This window comes from Arsenophonus nasoniae (assembly GCF_004768525.1).
Classification (GTDB): domain Bacteria; phylum Pseudomonadota; class Gammaproteobacteria; order Enterobacterales; family Enterobacteriaceae; genus Arsenophonus; species Arsenophonus nasoniae.
This window is the reverse complement of record NZ_CP038613.1, coordinates 2,185,727-2,204,743: the sequence shown is the minus strand read 5'-3', so window position 1 is coordinate 2,204,743 and position 19,017 is coordinate 2,185,727. Positions and strand designations below refer to the sequence as shown.

Sequence of the window (19,017 nt, the reverse complement as noted above, 5' to 3'; positions counted from 1 at the left end):
CACCACTTATTATTTAATAATGACTATTTTATTTCACATTTTATTCAGATGAAAATATGGAAGCAATACACCACTCTCAGGCATTCAATTTTACCAGTGCAGTTACTGGCCAGGTTGACCCGCGCCCCGGTATTTTTGGTGTTAATATCCCGATTGCCCATATTATTGGCAATGATCACATGGGGCCCGAATTACCGCTTACCCTTTCTTATTCCCCATTAGATAATAATGATGCCACTTATGGGTTGGGTTTTTCTGATAATTTAACCCGTTATAATATTGAATCAAGAATTTTAACCCTTTCCACCGGCCAATCCTATCACGTCAAAGAAGAAAAGTCAGAATGTACCTTTAGTCATGCTGAACCGAAGAATTTTAAATTGCTAAAAAAAAATAATGCGTTATGGGTTGTTTATAACACTGGCATTAGTGAAAAATTAACTGACTATGATACGGCAGATAATATCAAAGTTGTGCGTGAAATATATAGTCCGGCGGGTAATAAGCTGATCCTGGATTGGGAAAATTTTGGCGGATTTCCTCGACTTATATCTGTTAGTGATCAGCGTGATATTTTATTATCAGTCAGTTATTCTTCGGCAGGAGAAAGCATTAGTTTTGATATTTGGCCATATTCCGATGAAAACTATAGTATAACGCTTGTGCAAAAAGGCATATTTTTGTCGACAGTAACCATAAACACCCAGCAACAGTTATTGACATGGTCACTAGCCTATTCTAAATATGGCAGAAGTAGTTTACGGCATAAATTTTTGACACAAATCACTACGCCAACCGGGTTAGTTGAGCGGGTTGAATATAAGCGCAATGGCCATCGTTTACCGCAAAATCATCAGTTGGATAATGGGGCACATAGTCCAGTCATAATTTTTGATCGGCTTCCCTACCTACCTTATGTAAGAAGCCATATTATCGAACCCAGTTTTGGCGTACTGAAACAAATTACCAGTTATGAATATTCAGACAAAAATTTTCTTGGCTATGGCGGGCAAATTAATGAACTAACCTTATATGGTCAAGATTATTTATATAATGTAGAAAATAACTATCAGTATGACTCGATAGCAATACAGCATAATTGGACTGAAAATGAATCTTATTTAACCATCCGAACTTATAATAGTTTTCATTTAATGATTGAACAGAAGCAACAAACCAAAGCGGATAATGGAAATATTCTGTGTGAAAAAGTGAATCAAATAAAATATTATGCTGATGTAACCAAATCTTTTGCTGAGCAGGTTCCTCAATATCAAATGCCAAAAGAGCATACCGTAACTTGGCGAGCAGATGGCGATTATCGAGTCGAAAAAAGCCTGTCTGAATATGATGAATATTGTAATATTATTTTGCAACAAGACTTTGATGAAACGAAAACCCTATTTACTTACTATGATGTTAATGGTGAAGCGGGTACATGCCCTGCTGAACCAAATGGTTTTAAGCGATTTCTAAAAGAACAAACCATCTATCCGGCAAAAAGTGATTTTCAAACGCCAATTAGAAAAACACAGTATAAATATGACAGTTATCCCATCAGAAATAGTGATTCATTGCTAGCCGATAAAATGGTGCTATTGAGTGCTGAGTATTATTTTTCTGATAATGCCCCCATAAGAAGAGAAGAAATACAATATTACAAGGATGCCACATCAACAAATCATGGCCGGCTATTAGAAAAAAATGTATGGGTAAACGAAAACGGTAACGAAACTGCCTCTTTTAAAGAGCAATATCAATGGTCAACGTTAAATAATAACAGCCAAATTCGCTGCATAACCAAATTGACCGGCTTAAAAGATAATTTATCGGTAAGCAAAGAACAGTGCTGGACTTCACGTGCTTATCGCTTAATTATGGAAAAGGATACGCAAAACAATATCACTCAATATAGTTATAATAAACTCGGCCAAATTATTTCAAATACGCTAAATTTTGATACCCAATATGAGAACCGAATGGAATATAGCTGGTCATTTGGTGAATCTGGTATACCAATCAGCGTAATGATGACTGATACTTTTGGTAACGCATATAAAATAAACATGGATGGGCAGGGGCGGTTAGTTGAAAAATATTATTTTACCCAACAAGTACCCCATGGTTTTAAAATAGAAGCACGGCAATATAATTTATTTGGCAAATTATCGAGTACGACTCATTATGATTTATTAAATCCAGGCGAAGCGAGTGAAAATATCTGCCAAACCACGGTGTCTCTTAAATATGATCATTGGAAAGAGAATGTCAGTCAAGAGTACAATAATGAAACTTTAGTGAATGATATTTACGATCCAGTTAAAAATCTAAGTTGGCAGCAGATAGTATCATTAGTAGATAATCGTGATGTTTCGAGTATTATAAAAAAAGAATATAATACTCGTGGCCAACTTATTAGATTAGTGCAATTAAAAACTGATACTGTTACAAAATATACGGTATGGCAATTTTTTTATGATGGCCTGGGCCGGATCCGTAAAACAATTGATGAGTCAGACAATATAACCCTATTTGAATATGATGAATTTGATCGTGTTACTAAACAGATATTAGCTGATGGTACGACGATTAAAAAAGGCTATAAAGATGGTTTACCAATTCAGATTTCCTTAACGGCGAAAGAGGGTACAGAAAAAATCCTCGGCACACAACAATTTGATAGCCTTGGCCGATTAACCAGCAGCCAAATTGGTGGGCGCAATGTTACACTATATTATCAAGGCGCCTCGCCGGCGCCCCATCAGGTCACAAATGCAGATGGCAGTGTCATAAATTATCAATATATTCCCGCGCTAAATAATGCTATCGCAGAAATTCGGTTTGGTGAAATAACCCGTAAATTGGAATATGAAGCTGTTAGCGGACGTTTAAATAAAATTAGTGAAAATACCGGTATGTCACACACTTTTATTTATAACGCTGCCGGTCAGCTTAATCAAGAACAAATTACATTACCTAATCAGGTGCAACGAACAAATTATTACCGCTATTCACTCGCCAATCAATTAACTTCTTATACTGGTGCTGATAATTAGACGACGATGTATAGTTATGATCCTCATGGCAGACTAAATAACATTGTTGATCCAGGAATAAGTGTTAGCCTAAATTATGACAAATTAGGTCGTTTTATCGGCCAGTTAGCCAGTTATCAAGCAAGCGGCAATAGTGTGGAAACCAAACTGAGTTTGGATGAGTTTGGGCGGGAATTCAAGCGGCAAATTATTGAAAATAACCCAGCAACAATTACCTCATTTGAAATTGAACAAAATATTTCTGCTAATAATAAAATTGCCAATAGAAAATTATATCTGAATACCCGTTTACTGCGTGAAGAGCAATATTCCTATGATCTCTTTGGCCGATTAACGGATTATCAATGTTCCGGCGATACTTGCCCTGAAACGCCAGAGGGGAAAAAAATACAACAGCAAAATTATCGCTGGGATGCATTGGGTAATTTAACCCGCTGTGTTACCACAGCAAACAATAGCAATGAAACGGTAGAATATAAATATCTAAATAGTAGTGACCCCTGTCAGTTAACCGATATTGAATATCTCGAGAAACAACAAACTATATCATTACAGTATGATGCCAATGGTAGAATGACAGTCGACGAAGTCGGACGTTCTCTGGGTTATGATGTAACAGGAAGGCTTAAAACTGTCTCTAAAGATCAAAATACCACATTTTATGGGTATGATGGATTGGATAGGTTATTAATCAAACAATCTAATCATGATTTTAGAGAATTTTATTATCAGTCAGATATATTAACCAATGAGTTTTATACAGACGGTCAGATAAGATATAACACCTTCGATAAAACCTGCTTGGGTTTTCGTCAGCAATTTTATGATAATAATAAACCCGTGCGATATACAGCAACAGCTACCGATGCAATGGGAAGTGTATTTGCCTTATATTAGAATGGCCAAGAAACAACGATTAAATCTTACAGTCCTTGGGGGGATGGCGCTGGAGAAGGAACTATTGGGCCCAGATTCAATGGTGAACATTGGGATGCCGCTAGTGGCAGCTATCTACTGGGAAATGGCTATCGTGCTTACAACAGTCGTTTAATGCGCTTCACTGCGCCGGATAGCTGGAGTCCATTTGGTGCTGGTGGTTTTAATACTTATGCATATTGTGATGGTGATCCGATAAACTTCAGCGACCCTAGTGGCCATATCAGCGGCTGGGGATGGGCGAGTATTATTGTGGGTGGTATCGGTCTTCTACTGGCGCCGCTCACGTTTGGCTTATCACTGAAATTTGGGGTAGGAGTTGCTTTAGCATTGACTGCCTTAGAAGCCGCTAGTGGAGCAACCGCCATTATTTCTGGTGCGCTGGAAGAAAAAAATCCTCAAGCTTCAGAGCAGTATGGCTGGGCCTCATTAGGGTTAGGTATACCTTCAGCCGCAATGGGAATATTTACGTTGAGTAAAGGTATCGCGAAAGGTGTCGGGGCGATAAAAAATACGCGATTGACCTTAGGTGGCACGATGAGGCAAGTTGAGTTGTTAGCTGATGGCTTATATACCTTTAGGGATACTTATAAAAATGCCAACCGTCTTAATATTGTTTCTCATGGTCAAGCGATTGGTGAGGGTTCACTGCTCGTTGTCCCACAAGGAAACGGATGGAGAAATATGGATGTTGACGAATTAGTTCAGCTTTTAAAATCTCGCTATAATTTTGATGATTATAGTAATGTCAGAACAATAGCTTGCTACTCTGGGGTGGGCGGAGAAAATTCTTTTGGTTATCGACTTGGACAGGTGTTGCAAAAGGATGTAAAAAGCTATACAGCACCGGTAACGGGTAACTTTTAAGTAACGGGTACCCCTGAAAAGCAGGGTATGACTGAGCTTTTTCGGGATGCGGAGCGAGCAAATCTTTATTCTGCTTTACAAGAAAAATTTGCCGCGCGGCATATTTATAGGGTTGATAAAACTAATCCATATTCAAAGTTTGACATATTTAATTATAGAGCATTTAGATATGAACCCATCAAATTTAAATATTAAATAGGTACCAACTAAGCATCGATTATTAAGACACAGTTTTATTTGAGAAAATAATATCACTGTTTAATTGCCTGCCATTAGGTACTGTTTTATTAAAACAGTACCTAATAGAATAAGTTATAATTAGCTGCGTTACATTTATTATCGTATAAAAAAGAACAACATGGCTAAAACTTATTCGTTCTATTGAAAGGAACGGTTTTCTATTGATCAGCGGGTTCTAAATAGTATGGTTATAAATTAACAATTATTAGCGATTTAATTTTATATTATAAATAAAATTTATAAAGTCATTAAGAAGGCAGTAAAAAATATTTTTTTAATGGATGTATTTAATTGCTATATTAAAGAAATAAGAATAATGGCGATGATAATTAATATCGCTAATATCGAGCTATTGGCTGCTATTTTATCTAGTTTATTCTTATTAATAATAAGCCATTATTTATAAACTATTTTACGTAGGTATAATAAATATTTTTCATTAGTTGAATCTATTAACTTTTTTTTGCAGCGATGCTTTTATTGTCATTTCAATAGCCTGTTTGGTTGTGGGATTACCTTGTATTAGTATGGTACCGTTCTTATACAAATAGATGCTGACTCCCTGCGGTAGTTGATAACAAAAACAATATCCTTTTGAGATTAGTTCTATTTTACTTAAACCGCATTTAGCTAAAAAATGGCTAAAAGTATCAAAGCTATATGGATATTTTAACATTATCTTTACCTTTCTGTAGTATTGCCTGGATATTATTTAATTTATAAAATATAAAAATTGTGATCTTTAATCAATATTATGATGATCAAATATTAATTTTATGTGCTAACTAAATAATATTAATCAATCACTAACTAGAACTAATAAATAAAGTGATAATTAGCGATAAAACTTGTTCGTTTATTTATTTCGATATTATGGCATTATTGTTATTAATTTTGTCAGAATCTACTATATTTGGCTTTTTGTTGTATATTGATATTAACCAATAGTGAGAATTTGAAGATAGAACTTAAATGATTTGCTGTAGTTACTATTTAATAAAATAAAAAATGATAAACGGTGATACAAAATTAGCATTTATCACCGTAAACATTTCTATTATTAATAATACCACCGTAGATAATTAAATTGTAAAGGCTAAGCTATGGTTATTTCTTTATTAAATAAACATCTTGCACTGCATTAATAAGGGCAATCCCTTCTTTCATCGATTTTTTAAATGCTTTTCTGCCAAGAATTAATCCCATACCACCGGCACGTTTATTGATCACGGCGGTACGAACCGTCTCTTTTAGGTCATTTGAACCAGCAGCACCGCCGGAATTAATTAATCCAGCTCGACCCATATAGCAATTTGCTAATTGATATCTCACTAAATCAATCGGATGTTCGGTTGTCAAATGGCTATATACCCGCTCATCGGTGTAACCAAAGCCAACAGCTTTGAAGCCACCGTTATTTTCTGCCATTTTTTGTTTAATAATGTCAGCACCAATTGTTGCTGCTAAATGGTTTGCTTGCCCAGTAAGATCGGCACTAGTATGATAATCATTTTTCCCTTTCTGAAAGGCTGGATTGCGTAAATACTCCCATAGCACCGTCACCATCCCCAGTTCGTGGGCGCGTTCAAAGGCAGCGGAAATTTCTTCAATCTGGCGTCGAGACTCCAGTGAACCATAGTAAATGGTCGCACCAACCGCAACCGCACCCATGGCAAAAGCTTGCTCAACACTGGCATAAAGCGTTTGATCATATTGAGTTGGATAACTGAGTGTTTCATTGTGATTCAGTTTTACTAAAAAAGGAATTTTATGCGCATAACGACGTGAAACGGCGGCTAAAACACCATAGGTAGAGGCGACGCAATTACATCCAGCTTCTATAGCCAGTTCAACAATATTTTTAGGATCGAAATAGAGTGGATTAGCTGCGAAAGAGGCCGCCGCTGAATGTTCGACGCCTTGATCTACTGGCAGAATTGAAAGGTAGCCACTACCGGCGAGTCTGCCGTGATCAAACAGGGTTTGCATTGAGCGTAAAACTGAGTTTGGGCGGTTATTATCTATCATGACGCGATCAATAAAATCGTTGCCGGGTAGGTATAATTTTTCCTGGGCAATGGTTTGGCAGCGATGTTGTAATAAACTGTCAGCTTCAGAGCCTAGCAGTGTCTCGATATCGGTCATGATTTACTCCCGTTTATTGACGATGTGATTGATTGTTATCCATTATCATTTGAAAAACAAGCAGCATTGCCTTAGTTAAGAGAGGTGGATCGCTTCAGTTTACGGTTAGTTTTCGCGTTGCTGATTAAAGTGGGGGCACTATTTTATTAACTATTTACTGTTATTCTGCTTAATAATATTGGCTGACAAAACAGTAGAAATTTATTAGTTACAAAAAGAAAAAGCTAACTCAAGGGAGATTGAGTTAGCAAAGAAGGTGGTTCCTAGTCTTACTATTAATTTCTAGTTCTACATTTTTCGCTAACTATCTTATGATAATAAATATTATGTTGCTGTGATCTAATACATAAAAATGGCATTTTTTCCTTAAATTATGCATTAAATTGTTATTTAAGATCGCCAAAATTAATAACAAAGAGTTATAACTAAAGCAAACTTGTTACTGTTTACTTTAGTATTTACAGCTATTTTACCGTTTGCCGTTGTTGTTTGCCGTGGGGATCTCTGGTTGTTGTCCCAGCTAAATTGCGAATTAATAACGCAAAATGCAGATCAACGTCCGCAGGAATGGCGAGGTAAACTTTATAGCCATTGCCTGGTGCCACTTGAATAGGTAGGTTTTTTTTATCAAATAAGTCAGTTAAGGTAAATTGGATATTACCAGCAGGTGTCATTAACTCTAAGTTATCACCTAGGCTGAATTTATTTTTTACGTCCACTTCTGCCAACCCATCTTTGCGTTGGCCGGTGAATTCACCGACAAATTGTTGGCTATCAGAAACAGAATAACCGTATTCATAGGTTTGGTAGGCATCATGTGTATGTCGACGTAAAAAGCCTTCGGTATAGCCTCGGTGAGCTAAGCCTTCTAATGTGGTTAATAAGGTCGGATCGAAAGGTTTACCTGCAACGGCATTATCAATAGCTCGGCGATAAACTTGAGCAGTACGAGCACAATAGTAGAACGATTTGGTTCGTCCTTCAATTTTTAATGAGTGAACGCCTATTTGAGTTAAACGTTCTACATGTTCGATTGCCCGTAGATCTTTCGAATTCATAATATAGGTGCCGTGCTCATCTTCAAAAGCGGTCATATATTCACCGGGACGTTTCGTTTCTTCAATCAAAAAAACTTTGTCGGTAGGTTGTCCATTACCTAAAGTTGGCTGAATATTTTTTATCTTGATCGGTTGGTGGTGATGAACAATATTACCGATTGCGTCTTCTTTTCCTTCCTGTACTTTATATTGCCAACGACAAGCATTGGTACAGGTACCCTGATTGGGATCGCGTTTATTGATATAACCTGATAGTAAACAACGACCAGAATAGGCCATACAAAGTGCGCCGTGAACAAAAATCTCTAATTCAATATCAGGCACTTGTTGGCGAATTTCCGCAATTTCTTCAATAGAGAGTTCACGAGACAAAATAATGCGACTTAATCCCATTTGTTGCCAAAATTTTACTGTTGCCCAGTTAACGGCGTTTGCTTGGACCGAAAGATGGATCTCCATGGCTGGAAATGTTTCTCTCACTAGCATGATTAGACCAGGATCGGACATAATCAAAGCATCCGGTTGCATTTCAATAACCGGAGTAAGATCACGAATAAAGGTTTTTAATTTAGCATTATGCGGCGCAATATTAACCACTACATAAAAACGTTTTCCCATTTCATGGGCTTCTTTAATACCTATAGCTAAATTCTCATGATTGAATTCGTTGTTACGAACACGGAGGCTATAGCGAGGCTGCCCAGCGTAAACAGCGTCAGCGCCGTAGGCAAAAGCATAACGCATGTTCTTTAGCGAACCTGCGGGAGAAAGTAATTCTGGCGTAAACATGATGAGTTCTCAATCTGATAACAAGTCAGTACTTATTCTTAAGCGGATAAGTTTTAAGTCGTTAATTCTAACGTCTTATGGGATGAAAGCCAAATTAACCGGCAGCCGGATTGGCAAAATTTAATTAAATTTGTTCCCAACGATAACCTAAACCGTATACTGAACGAATAAATTGCCGTTGTTTATCTAATAGTTGCAGCTTGCGGCGCAAATTTTTTATATGGCTATCAATCGTGCGATCAGTAACGATACGATAATCATCATAGAGATTATTCAGCAGTTTATCACGGGAAAAAACTTTACCGGGATGCTGGGATAAAAATTTTAATAAGCGAAATTCAGCCGGCGTTAATTCAACGGTTTGATGTTGAAAATGGATCTGATAAGCGCTGTCATCAATAATCAGCTTCAGATCGCTATTTTGTGCTACAGTTTGCCGATAGCAACGACGTAAAATGGTTTTAATTCTAGCGATCACTTCACGTGGACTAAAGGGTTTACAGATATAGTCATCAGCGCCAATCTCTAAGCCAACTAAGCGATCATGCTCTTCGGTTTTTGCTGTCACAATGATAATTGGGATGTCTGAAAATTGACGTAATTGACGGCAAATTGATAAACCATCCGTTCCTGGCAACATCAGATCAAGTAAAATCAGATCAGGGAAAAAATTTTTCACTTGTTTAATGACACTATTACCATCGAGTAACCAATCACTCTGAAAACCTGCGGCTTGCAGATAATCAACTAACAGTTGGCCTAACTTTGGTTCATCTTCAACAACTAAAATACGGTAGCAGTGATTATCGCAACTCATACACTTTGGCTTTTATGGTTATTATCTAACGGTAATTCTATGCTAATTTTTACCCCACCTAAAGAGGAGGCTGAAGCGATAATTTTGCCGCCATGGGCTTCAACAATATTGTAACAAATAGCTAAGCCAAGTCCTGAACCGCCACTGGCGCGATTACGAGAGTTTTCAACCCGGTAAAAGCGTTCAAAGATATAAGGATATTGATAGTCTAATAAGCCGGGCGTGCTGTCTTGCCAAATGAGATAAAACCGCTGTTGTGAAACATAACCTTGAATAACCAGTGAGCCTGGTGAGTGAGTATAACGCAAGCTATTTTCCAGTAAATTATGCCATAGTTGCGCTAAACGATCAGGATCTGCATTTAACGTTATTTTATTAGGCAGAGTAATATTTAACGTTATTTGTTTATCAATAAATCGGCTATGGTAGCTACTAATAGCTAACTCAATTTGTTGGACTAAATTGATATTTTTTTTTCGATAAACCAGTGAACCACGATCAGACAGGGATAACTGATGTAAGTCATTGACAAGTTTAATTAATATATTTGTTTCAGCCAATAAAGAATGTAATGTTGATACAGAAAGTGGCCGAACACCATCCTGAATGGCTTCGAGTTCACCCCGTAATATCGCTAATGGGGTGCGTAATTCATGAGAGATATCTGCCATATAATCACGCCGCATATGTTCATTTTTTTCTAATGTTGAGGCTAATTGATTAAAATCTTTAGCCAATTGGCCTAGTTCATCGCGGCTTGAGTTCCGTACGCGAACGGCAAAATTACCAGTAGTAAGTTGGTGAGTACCCTCAACAATATGTTTGATTGGTTTGAGAAAATTTCTGGCCAGTAAAAAGGTGGTGATCAGCGCCAGCAGCAATGAGAACATGGTTACCAAAGAACTGGTGATATGTTGTTGACGATCAAAATTAATATCCGCTTCACGACTGATTTTATCAGCTGCATTACTCATTACCCAACCCACTACCTGGTTATGATACTTGACTGGCTTTTGAATAATATCTTCACTGACAGTCGGTAATTTTCCACTGCCTGAAAGTCTCTCCATATTATGATCAACAATCCAAACTTGCGTACGCCAGCTTTTAGTTGAAGATTGCGTCGGCAGAAAGTTTTCTTGTTCCAGGGTATTAATGATCCTGGTTACTGCGCGGCCATTGTGTTGCAAAAATGTCCAATTACCGGTTTGCTGATATTGTTCCGTCAGGGCTTGAGCAATTAGGCTGGTACGTAATTCATTGGTTTGTTTTATGTAGCCAATAAAACCTTGCTCAAAAGTTAATCTAATTCCCCAATGCATAGTAAAAACGATCAACAGACAGAGGGCGAAGATAGCAAAAAAAAAGCTTACTAGTAACGCCGCTAAAATGTATTTTCATTCAAGCCTCGCCAACTGGCGTTTTTGTTGTAGATAGCCTTGAAGCTTATCGAAAGCGAGATAGACCACTGGCGTGGTATAGAGTGTTAATATTTGACTAACAATTAAGCCGCCAACAATTGTTATACCTAACGGTTGGCGTAATTCTGCACCCTCACCATTACCTAGCGCTAGCGGTAGCATGCCAAAAATCGCCGCGATGGTTGTCATTAATATGGGTCGAAACCTTAATAAGCTGGCTTTAAATATGGCATCGTGTGCGCTTAGCTGACCCTGCCTTTGCGCCTGAATGGCAAAATCCACCATAATGATGGCATTTTTTTTAACAATACCAATTAATAACATAATACCGATCAGCGCAATTAAACTGAAAGGGGTATTAAACAGTTCTAATGCTAATAACGCACCTAAACCAGCGGAAGGTAAAGTGGAAATAATGGTTAATGGATGGATATAGCTTTCATAAAGGATACCAAGAACAAGGTAGACCGCACCGATGGCGGCAATAATTAAAAATAATTGGGTTTTTAAGGTTTCTTGAAATATTTTTGCTGTACCCGAGAAGGTACTACGCACTGTAGGTGGCACACTTAATTGGATCATAGTCAGTTCAATGGCCTCCATGGCATCATTAAGGGTGTAACCTTCATTAAGATTAAAAGAAATCGTTGATGAAGCAGATAAGCCTTGATGATTAACACTTAACGGGGCATTAGCAGGTTGCCATTTGGCAAAAAAGGAGAGCGGAATTGCTTTGCCGTGTTTATTAATTACAAACATTTTCTCTAATGAACTGGCATCTTGGGTATATTCAGGTGCGACTTCCATTACAACTTTATATTGATTCATCGGTTGATAAATCGTTGATATTTGTCGCTGGCCGAAGGCATCGTTAAGTAAATTGTTAGCATCTTTAACGTTAATACCTAATTGTGCCATTCTGTCACGATCGTAAGTTATCGCCATTTCAGAACCTTTGTCCTCTTTGTCAGAATTAACATCGGCCAACTGTGGCAGCTGAGCCAGGGCTTTACGGACTTGAGGTTCCCACTGACGTAATTCATTAAGATCATCAGCAAGTAGGGTAAATTGATAACTGGCCGTAGCCTGCCGCCCACCAGCGCGAATATCTTGCACCGGTATAAGAAATAAGTTAGCGCCGGGTTCATTTGCCAGTTGAGTTCGCAATCGCTGAATAACTTGATTTGCCGTTTCTTGCCGCAGATTTTGGGGTTTTAAAGAGATAAACATAAAGCCGCTATTTATTCGGCTGCCACCAGTAAAACCGGTGACATTATCAATGCTCGAATCTTTTACCAATTGGGTCATGAATTGTGTCATTTTGCTTTTCATGGCTTGAAAAGAGATGCTCTGATCGGCCCGCACATAACCTAACAGTCGGCCGGTATCCTGTTCGGGGAAGAATGTTTTTGGGATACTGATATAGAGGTAAATGTTTAAACCGATAGTCGTTAGTAAAACTAATGATACATTACGTTGATGCGCTAAAACCCAATTTAATGTGACGCCGTAACTTTGTTGTATTTTTAATAATAGCCGACCCACGCCGCTTATTTTAGGTGGGCTGTGTTTTTGGGTTTTTTTTAACAGATAAGCACACATCATGGGGGTAAGCGTAAGGGAAACAAATAATGAGATTAAAATGGCTGTGGCTAAGGTAAGGGCAAATTCGTGGAAAAATCGGCCAATTAACCCTCCCATAAAGAAGAGTGGAATAAAAACGGCAATTAAGGAAATACTCATCGACAATACGGTAAAACCAACTTCACTAACGCCGATAATAGCTGCTTTATGTGGCGCTAAGCCATTTTCTATGTGGCGCATAATGTTCTCAATCACCACAATGGCATCATCGACAACAAAGCCGGTCGCGACCGTTAATGCCATCAGCGATAAATTATTCAAGCTAAAGCCACATAAATACATAGCTGAAAAGCTACCAATTAGCGAAACGGGTACCACAATCGCGGGAATAATGGTTGCCCGGCCAGAGCGTAAGAACAAGAAAACCACTAAGATCACCAAACCAATTGCAATCGCTAATGCTCGCTCAACTTCCGTCAAGGAGGCTCGAATTGTCGGTGTTCTATCTTGGGCAATGGCTAAATTAATACTTGCAGGTAACATTTTGCTAAGTTCAGGTAGCTCGGCACGAATACGATCGACGGTAGCAATGATATTGGCGCCCGCTTCACGGCGAATGACTAAAATAATCGCCGGTTGGCCGGCAGCCATACCGGCGGTGCGAATGTCTTGTACCGAGTCTTTGATCTTAGCAACATCTTGTAGTCTAACCACAGAGTTATTATGCGAATGAATAATTATCGGTTGATAATCGGCAGCGGTTTTTAATTCATCATTGGTTTTTATTTGCCAGCGTGATTGTTCATCATGAAGGTAGCCTTGTGGACGACGGACATTGGCATCATTAACCGCTTCTCTGACGGCATCAAGGGCGATTCCTTGATTAAATAGTGCAGTGGGATTGAGTTCAATACGTACTGCTGGCAGTGAACCACCGCTAACAGAAACTTCACTGACGCCGGCTATTTGGGCAAGACGTTGCGCCAGGCGCGTCGAAGCAATGTCATATATTTCACCGATTGGGTAGCTCTTAGAGGTTAAGGTTAGGATCATAATTGGCGCATCGGCTGGATTGGTTTTGTAGTAACGTGGCCGTGATGGCATGCCGGTAGGTAGCATACTTTGCGCTGCATTTAATGCGGCTTGTACTTCTCTGGCAGCACTATTAATATCTTTATCAAGATCAAATTCCAGCATAATGCTAGTACTACCCAATGAACTGTTAGAAGTCATTTCATTAATACCCGCAATTTGACCTAAAGCGCGCTCTAAGGGGGTCGCGACCGAAGATGCCATGGTTTCCGGTGATGCACCAGGCAGTGAGGCGGTGACTTTAATGACGGGGAAATCCACTTGTGGTAATGGTGCGATCGGTAGCAGCATAAACGTTAAAACACCGCATAGAGTAATTGCCACGCTAAGTAAGGTTGATGTTACCGGACGCTCGATAAATAATGCGAACAACTTCACCGTAATGGCTCCTCTCCTTTTAATGCCCGCTGATAATGGCGGCCAGATTTCCAATAATTTGCTAGCCTGTCAAAAAGTAGATAGATCACGGGTGTAGTAAAAAGGGTTAAGATTTGACTCAAAATTAAGCCACCGACCATTCCCGTACCTAGTGGTCGGCGTAACTCAGCGCCGACGCCGCTACTTAACATTAAAGGCAAAGCGCCAAGCAGAGCGGCCATAGTAGTCATCAAAATAGGTCTGAAGCGTAATAAACACGCTTGATAAATGGCTTCTTGCGGCGATAAACCTTGTTCTCGCTCTGCGGCTAAGGCAAAGTCGATCATCATAATAGCGTTTTTCTTGACGATCCCAATCAATAATATGATGCCGATCACGGCAATAATATCCAGTTCATAACCTGCCATCATTAAGGCTAATAGCGCGCCAACCCCTGCGGTGGGCAGGGTAGAAAGAATGGTGATTGGGTGAATAAAACTTTCATATAAGATACCCAGAACAATATACATGGCAATAATGGCGGCTAATATCAGCCATAAAGTATTAGCCAGTGCTTTTTCAAATGCTAAGGTTGCACCTTGGAATTGAGTAACAATCTCATGGGGTAATTTAATTTGATTTTCGATCTGTTTGATTGCCTTAACTGCCTCTTCCAACGAGCTACCTTTGGCAACATTGAAGGAAAACGTGGCCGAGGGAAACTGGGCTAAGTGATTAATTGATAAAGGGCCATAATGTTGTTCAACTTTAGCCAGAGTATTAAGTGGCACCATAGTATTTTGGTTGCTTCGCAAACGAATATTATTTAGTGCCGCCAGACCAACACCCCCTTCAACGCCATGCTCAAGAATAACTCGGTATTGATTGGCTTGGGTATAAATGGTCGAAATCATTCGCTGGCCAAAAGCATTATATAATGCGTTATCAATGGCCGACATACTGATGCCTAAACGACTGGCTGTATCGCGGTCAACTGTTACATTGGCAATTAAGCCTCTATCTTGCCAATCACTGCTTACATCAGTAAGTTGTTGATTGGCTTTTAATGCGGTGACAAGCTTAGGTACCCATAATGAAAGTTGTTCTAACGATGTTGCTTGTAAAGTAAATTGATATTGGGTGCGAGAAATCTGGGTATTAATGGTTAAATCTTGCATTGGCTGTAAAAATAACTTAAGACCGGCAATATTATTAACCGCATGTTGTAGCCGAGGGATAATAACGTCAATTCGCTCATGACGTTGATTTAATGGTTTAAGGGTAATTTGCAATCGAGCATTATTGAGGGCCGAATTGCTACCATCGACACCGACAAAAGTAACCACATTTTCTACTGCTGGATCGGCTAATATCCGTTCAGCCACTTGTTGCTGCTTGTCAGCCATTGCGGCATAAGAGCTCGATTGTGGTGCTTGGATTACACCTTGCAGTAATCCATTGTCTTGTAAGGGGAAAAAACCCTTTGAAATGATCATATAGAGGAGGGCGGTCAGTAATAATGTGCTGACGGCGATAGCCAATATTATCCATTCATGATTAAGAATGCGTTTAAGCCAGGCGCCATAAATCACAATCATTTTATCAAATACTATTTCACAGCCTTTTTCAAAACGATTATGTTTAATCTTTGCTTCAGCTTTCAGTAAGCGGGCACACATCATTGGTGTCAGTGTCAGGGAGACAACCGCCGAAATTAAGATAGCCACGGCCAGCGTAATGGCAAATTCACGAAACAAGCGACCGACAATATCACTCATAAAAAACAGAGGGATTAGCACAGCAATTAATGAAAAGGTTAATGAAATAATAGTAAAACCAATTTCACCAGCGCCTTTAAGCGCTGCTGTTAACGGTTTATCGCCTTTTTCCAGGTAGCGAGAGATGTTTTCAATTACCACAATCGCATCATCGACCACAAATCCCGTTGCCACCGTTAAGGCCATTAGGGTGAGGTTATTAATCGAAAAACCACAAAAATACATAACGGCAAAAGTACCCACCAGTGATAAAGGAACGGCGATGCTCGGAATTAATGTTGCGGTACCATTGCGCAAAAACAGATAAATCACCATGACAACTAATGCGATAGCCATTACTAATTCAAATTGCACATCTTTAACTGAAGCGCGAATTGTCGTTGTCCGATCGGTTAAGATATTCACTTTAACCGCCTTGGGTAAATTTTTAACTAATTCAGGTAAAATTTTTCGAATGTTATCGGTTGTCTTAATAACATTCGCCCCAGGTTGGCGTTGTACATTAATCACAATGGCCGGTTTTTGATTTGCCCAAGCGCCTAATTGCGTATTTTCCGCCGCTTGGGAAATCGTAGCAATATCCCCTAGCCGAATTGCGCCACCTTGCTTATAAGCAATAATGAGTGAGCGATAATCTGCTAATGATTTCATTTGATCATTAGCAGAAAGCGTAATTGCCCGAGCGGGACCATCGAGGCTACCTTTAGCTGAATTAACATTGGCATTGTTAATCGCTAGCCGGATAGTTTCATTATCCAGTTGCTGGGCTGCAACGGCTTGGGGGTTTAATTTAATACGTACTGCCGGACGTTGTCCGCCGGCGAGAGTGACTAATCCTACGCCATCGACCTGCGAAATTTTTTGCGCCACCCGGGTTTCAACCATATCTTGCAGTTGGGTCATGGGGAGGGCATTGGTGGTCACCGCTAAGGTTAAAATGGGCGGATCGGCCGGATTAACTTTGCTATAGACGGGTGGATAGGGCAGATCTTTCGGTAATAGGTTACTGGCCGCATTAATGGCTGCTTGTACTTCTTGCTCAGCGATATCCAGTGCCAGTGACAATTGAAAAGTTAACGTAATGACTGAAGAGCCGCCAGCGCTTTGGGAAAACATCTGTTTTAGTCCTGACATTTGACCCAACTGGCGTTCTAATGGTGCAGTAATAGCGGAAGTCATCACATCAGGGTTGGCACCCGGATAGAGGGTGACCACTTGTATGGTCGGATAATCAACTTGTGGCAAGGCAGAGACTGGTAAAAACCGGTAACCGATAATACCAGCCAATAAAATGGCAACCATAAATAGCGTGGTTGCTACTGGGCGTAAAATAAATAACCGGGAAGGGCCACCACTTTTTACCGGAGTCTCAAACTGCATTAAGATTTCTCCGTCGTATTGGCATAGGAAGTTAATTGATCGTTTGGGGTAACAACCTGAACTTTTACCCCATCAACAAGCCTATCGACACCATCGGTAACAACACCAACACCTGCGTCCAAACCAGTGCTAATAATAGTCTTTTGACCATCATGTAAACCCACGGTGACTTTCTGCTTGCTAACAACATTATTGTTATCTATTGTCCAGACAAAGTGACCAATACTACCCATCTGTAAGGCGGCGGTTGGGATCACTACTACATTTTTTAGCGTATTAACTTGCATATGGATATTAATAAATTGGTTAGGAAACAGTCTATTATCTTGGTTGGGAAAACGCGCCTTCATTTTTAATGTACCCGTTGTACTATCGATCTGATTATCGGTACTTAACAGATAACCGGCCGCAATTTGGGTGCTATTATTGCGATCCCAGGCGCTCACTGGAATTTTAGTGTTTTGCTGTTGCGCGATTTTGATCAATGGAATATCGGCCTCAGGTAGCGCAAAAAGGGCGTCAATCGGGGTTGTTTGGGTAATGATAACGATGGGGGTAGTTGAACTGCTGGTGATGAAATTACCAATATCGACCTGTTTTAAACCAACACGACCAGCAATGGGCGCGGTAATTCGGCTATAGGTCAGTTGCAGTTTAGCATTACTAATTGCCGCCTGATCGATTTTAACACTGCCTTCTGCTTGTTGAACCAAGGTTTGCTGTTTATCTAATTCTTGTTGTGAAATAACCTTACTGGCCGCCAGCTTTTGATAACGGGCTAAATCTTGTCGGGTATTACGTAATAGCGCCTGATCTTTGGTCAATTGTCCTTCTGCTTGTGCCAGCGAAATTTGAAATGGTCGTGGATCAATTTCCGCTAATAAATCGCCTGCCTTAACTGCTTGTCCTTCAATGAAATGCAGAGCCATTAATTGTCCTTGAACACGACTGGTTACGGTAACCGTATTGGCGGCTTGTACAGTACCGAGGGCAGTCAGAATATGAGGAATACTTTGACGCACTGATAATGCCGCTTGCACCGGTGGCAATGGTATTTTACGCGATTTAGTTGAACTTAGGCTTGGTGCTTGGGTTGTTGATAAGGAACCTGACATAGTAGTTTGTGGCTGAAAATAACGCCAGGCAAACATCCCACTAAGGGATAAAAGAACAATGGCAATAGCAAATATGACAACTTTTTGGCGGCGATTATTTTTGTTCATCATGTCCTTAGCATTCTTAATGTGCTGGCAATAGTAGGTATTTTTAATTGCTTAAATAAATTATTTACACTCTATAGTTTAGCGAGTATTTACTATAAAAAAATGAAGGAAATGTGGAAATTATACCAGTCAGTGTGCGACAAGCATAAATTAGCTAAATGGCATAGGTTAAAATAGTGATCATAAGCAAATCGGTTTAATACCACCCTCTAGATAAGTGTTTAATAACAAAAAAGAATTATTAACAGTAATTAAATAGTGGTTTTCTTAAACT

At 39.4% G+C, this 19,017-nt stretch carries 10 protein-coding genes; 3 read left to right on the top strand and 7 right to left on the bottom strand.

Annotated elements, in window-relative coordinates:
- Window positions 1-56: 56 nt before the first annotated feature.
- Genes ArsFIN_RS11055 through ArsFIN_RS11045 form a run of 3 tightly spaced genes read left to right on the top strand, consistent with a single transcriptional unit; the run spans window position 57 to window position 4,859 of the window.
- A complete protein-coding gene (locus ArsFIN_RS11055) occupies window positions 57-3,056 on the top strand; it encodes an RHS repeat protein (RefSeq protein ID WP_026823093.1) in 3,000 nt (999 codons plus the stop codon).
- Window positions 3,057-3,062: 6 nt separating this feature from the next.
- Complete coding sequence (locus tag ArsFIN_RS11050; protein WP_026823094.1) at window positions 3,063-3,953, top strand: RHS repeat domain-containing protein; 891 nt, start codon at window positions 3,063-3,065, stop codon at window positions 3,951-3,953.
- Window positions 3,954-3,971: 18 nt separating this feature from the next.
- Entirely contained in the window at window positions 3,972-4,859 is an 888-nt protein-coding gene (locus tag ArsFIN_RS11045; RefSeq protein WP_081700660.1) for an RHS repeat-associated core domain-containing protein, read from the top strand.
- A gap of 1,347 nt (window positions 4,860-6,206) precedes the next feature.
- Here the strand turns inward: ArsFIN_RS11045 and fbaB are convergent.
- The 7 genes from fbaB to ArsFIN_RS11010 all read right to left on the bottom strand — a co-directional run bounded on the left by fbaB (window position 6,207) and on the right by ArsFIN_RS11010 (window position 18,746).
- Window positions 6,207-7,244, bottom strand: a complete 1,038-nt coding sequence (gene fbaB, locus ArsFIN_RS11040) for a class I fructose-bisphosphate aldolase (RefSeq protein WP_026823097.1) — start codon at window positions 7,242-7,244, stop codon at window positions 6,207-6,209.
- A gap of 464 nt (window positions 7,245-7,708) precedes the next feature.
- Complete coding sequence (trhP, locus tag ArsFIN_RS11035; RefSeq protein ID WP_026823098.1) at window positions 7,709-9,091, bottom strand: prephenate-dependent tRNA uridine(34) hydroxylase TrhP; 1,383 nt, start codon at window positions 9,089-9,091, stop codon at window positions 7,709-7,711.
- 124 nt (window positions 9,092-9,215) lie between these two features.
- The gene (baeR, locus tag ArsFIN_RS11030; protein WP_026823099.1) at window positions 9,216-9,908 is read right to left on the bottom strand and encodes an envelope stress response regulator BaeR; all 693 of its coding nucleotides are present in this window, start codon (window positions 9,906-9,908) and stop codon (window positions 9,216-9,218) included.
- Entirely contained in the window at window positions 9,905-11,230 is a 1,326-nt protein-coding gene (baeS, locus tag ArsFIN_RS11025; protein WP_246067437.1) for an envelope stress sensor histidine kinase BaeS, read from the bottom strand. The genes baeR and baeS overlap by 4 nt, the downstream gene beginning before the upstream one ends.
- Before the next feature lie 75 nt (window positions 11,231-11,305).
- Window positions 11,306-14,383: a multidrug efflux RND transporter permease subunit MdtC gene (gene mdtC, locus ArsFIN_RS11020; RefSeq protein WP_026823101.1), complete on the bottom strand. Its 3,078-nt coding sequence runs from the start codon at window positions 14,381-14,383 to the stop codon at window positions 11,306-11,308.
- A complete protein-coding gene (locus tag ArsFIN_RS11015; protein ID WP_026823102.1) occupies window positions 14,380-17,520 on the bottom strand; it encodes an MdtB/MuxB family multidrug efflux RND transporter permease subunit in 3,141 nt (1,046 codons plus the stop codon). Before ArsFIN_RS11015 ends, mdtC begins: the two co-directional genes overlap by 4 nt.
- The gene (locus ArsFIN_RS11010; protein ID WP_406929759.1) at window positions 17,520-18,746 is read right to left on the bottom strand and encodes an MdtA/MuxA family multidrug efflux RND transporter periplasmic adaptor subunit; all 1,227 of its coding nucleotides are present in this window, start codon (window positions 18,744-18,746) and stop codon (window positions 17,520-17,522) included. The genes ArsFIN_RS11015 and ArsFIN_RS11010 overlap by 1 nt, the downstream gene beginning before the upstream one ends.
- Window positions 18,747-19,017: the final 271 nt, after the last annotated feature.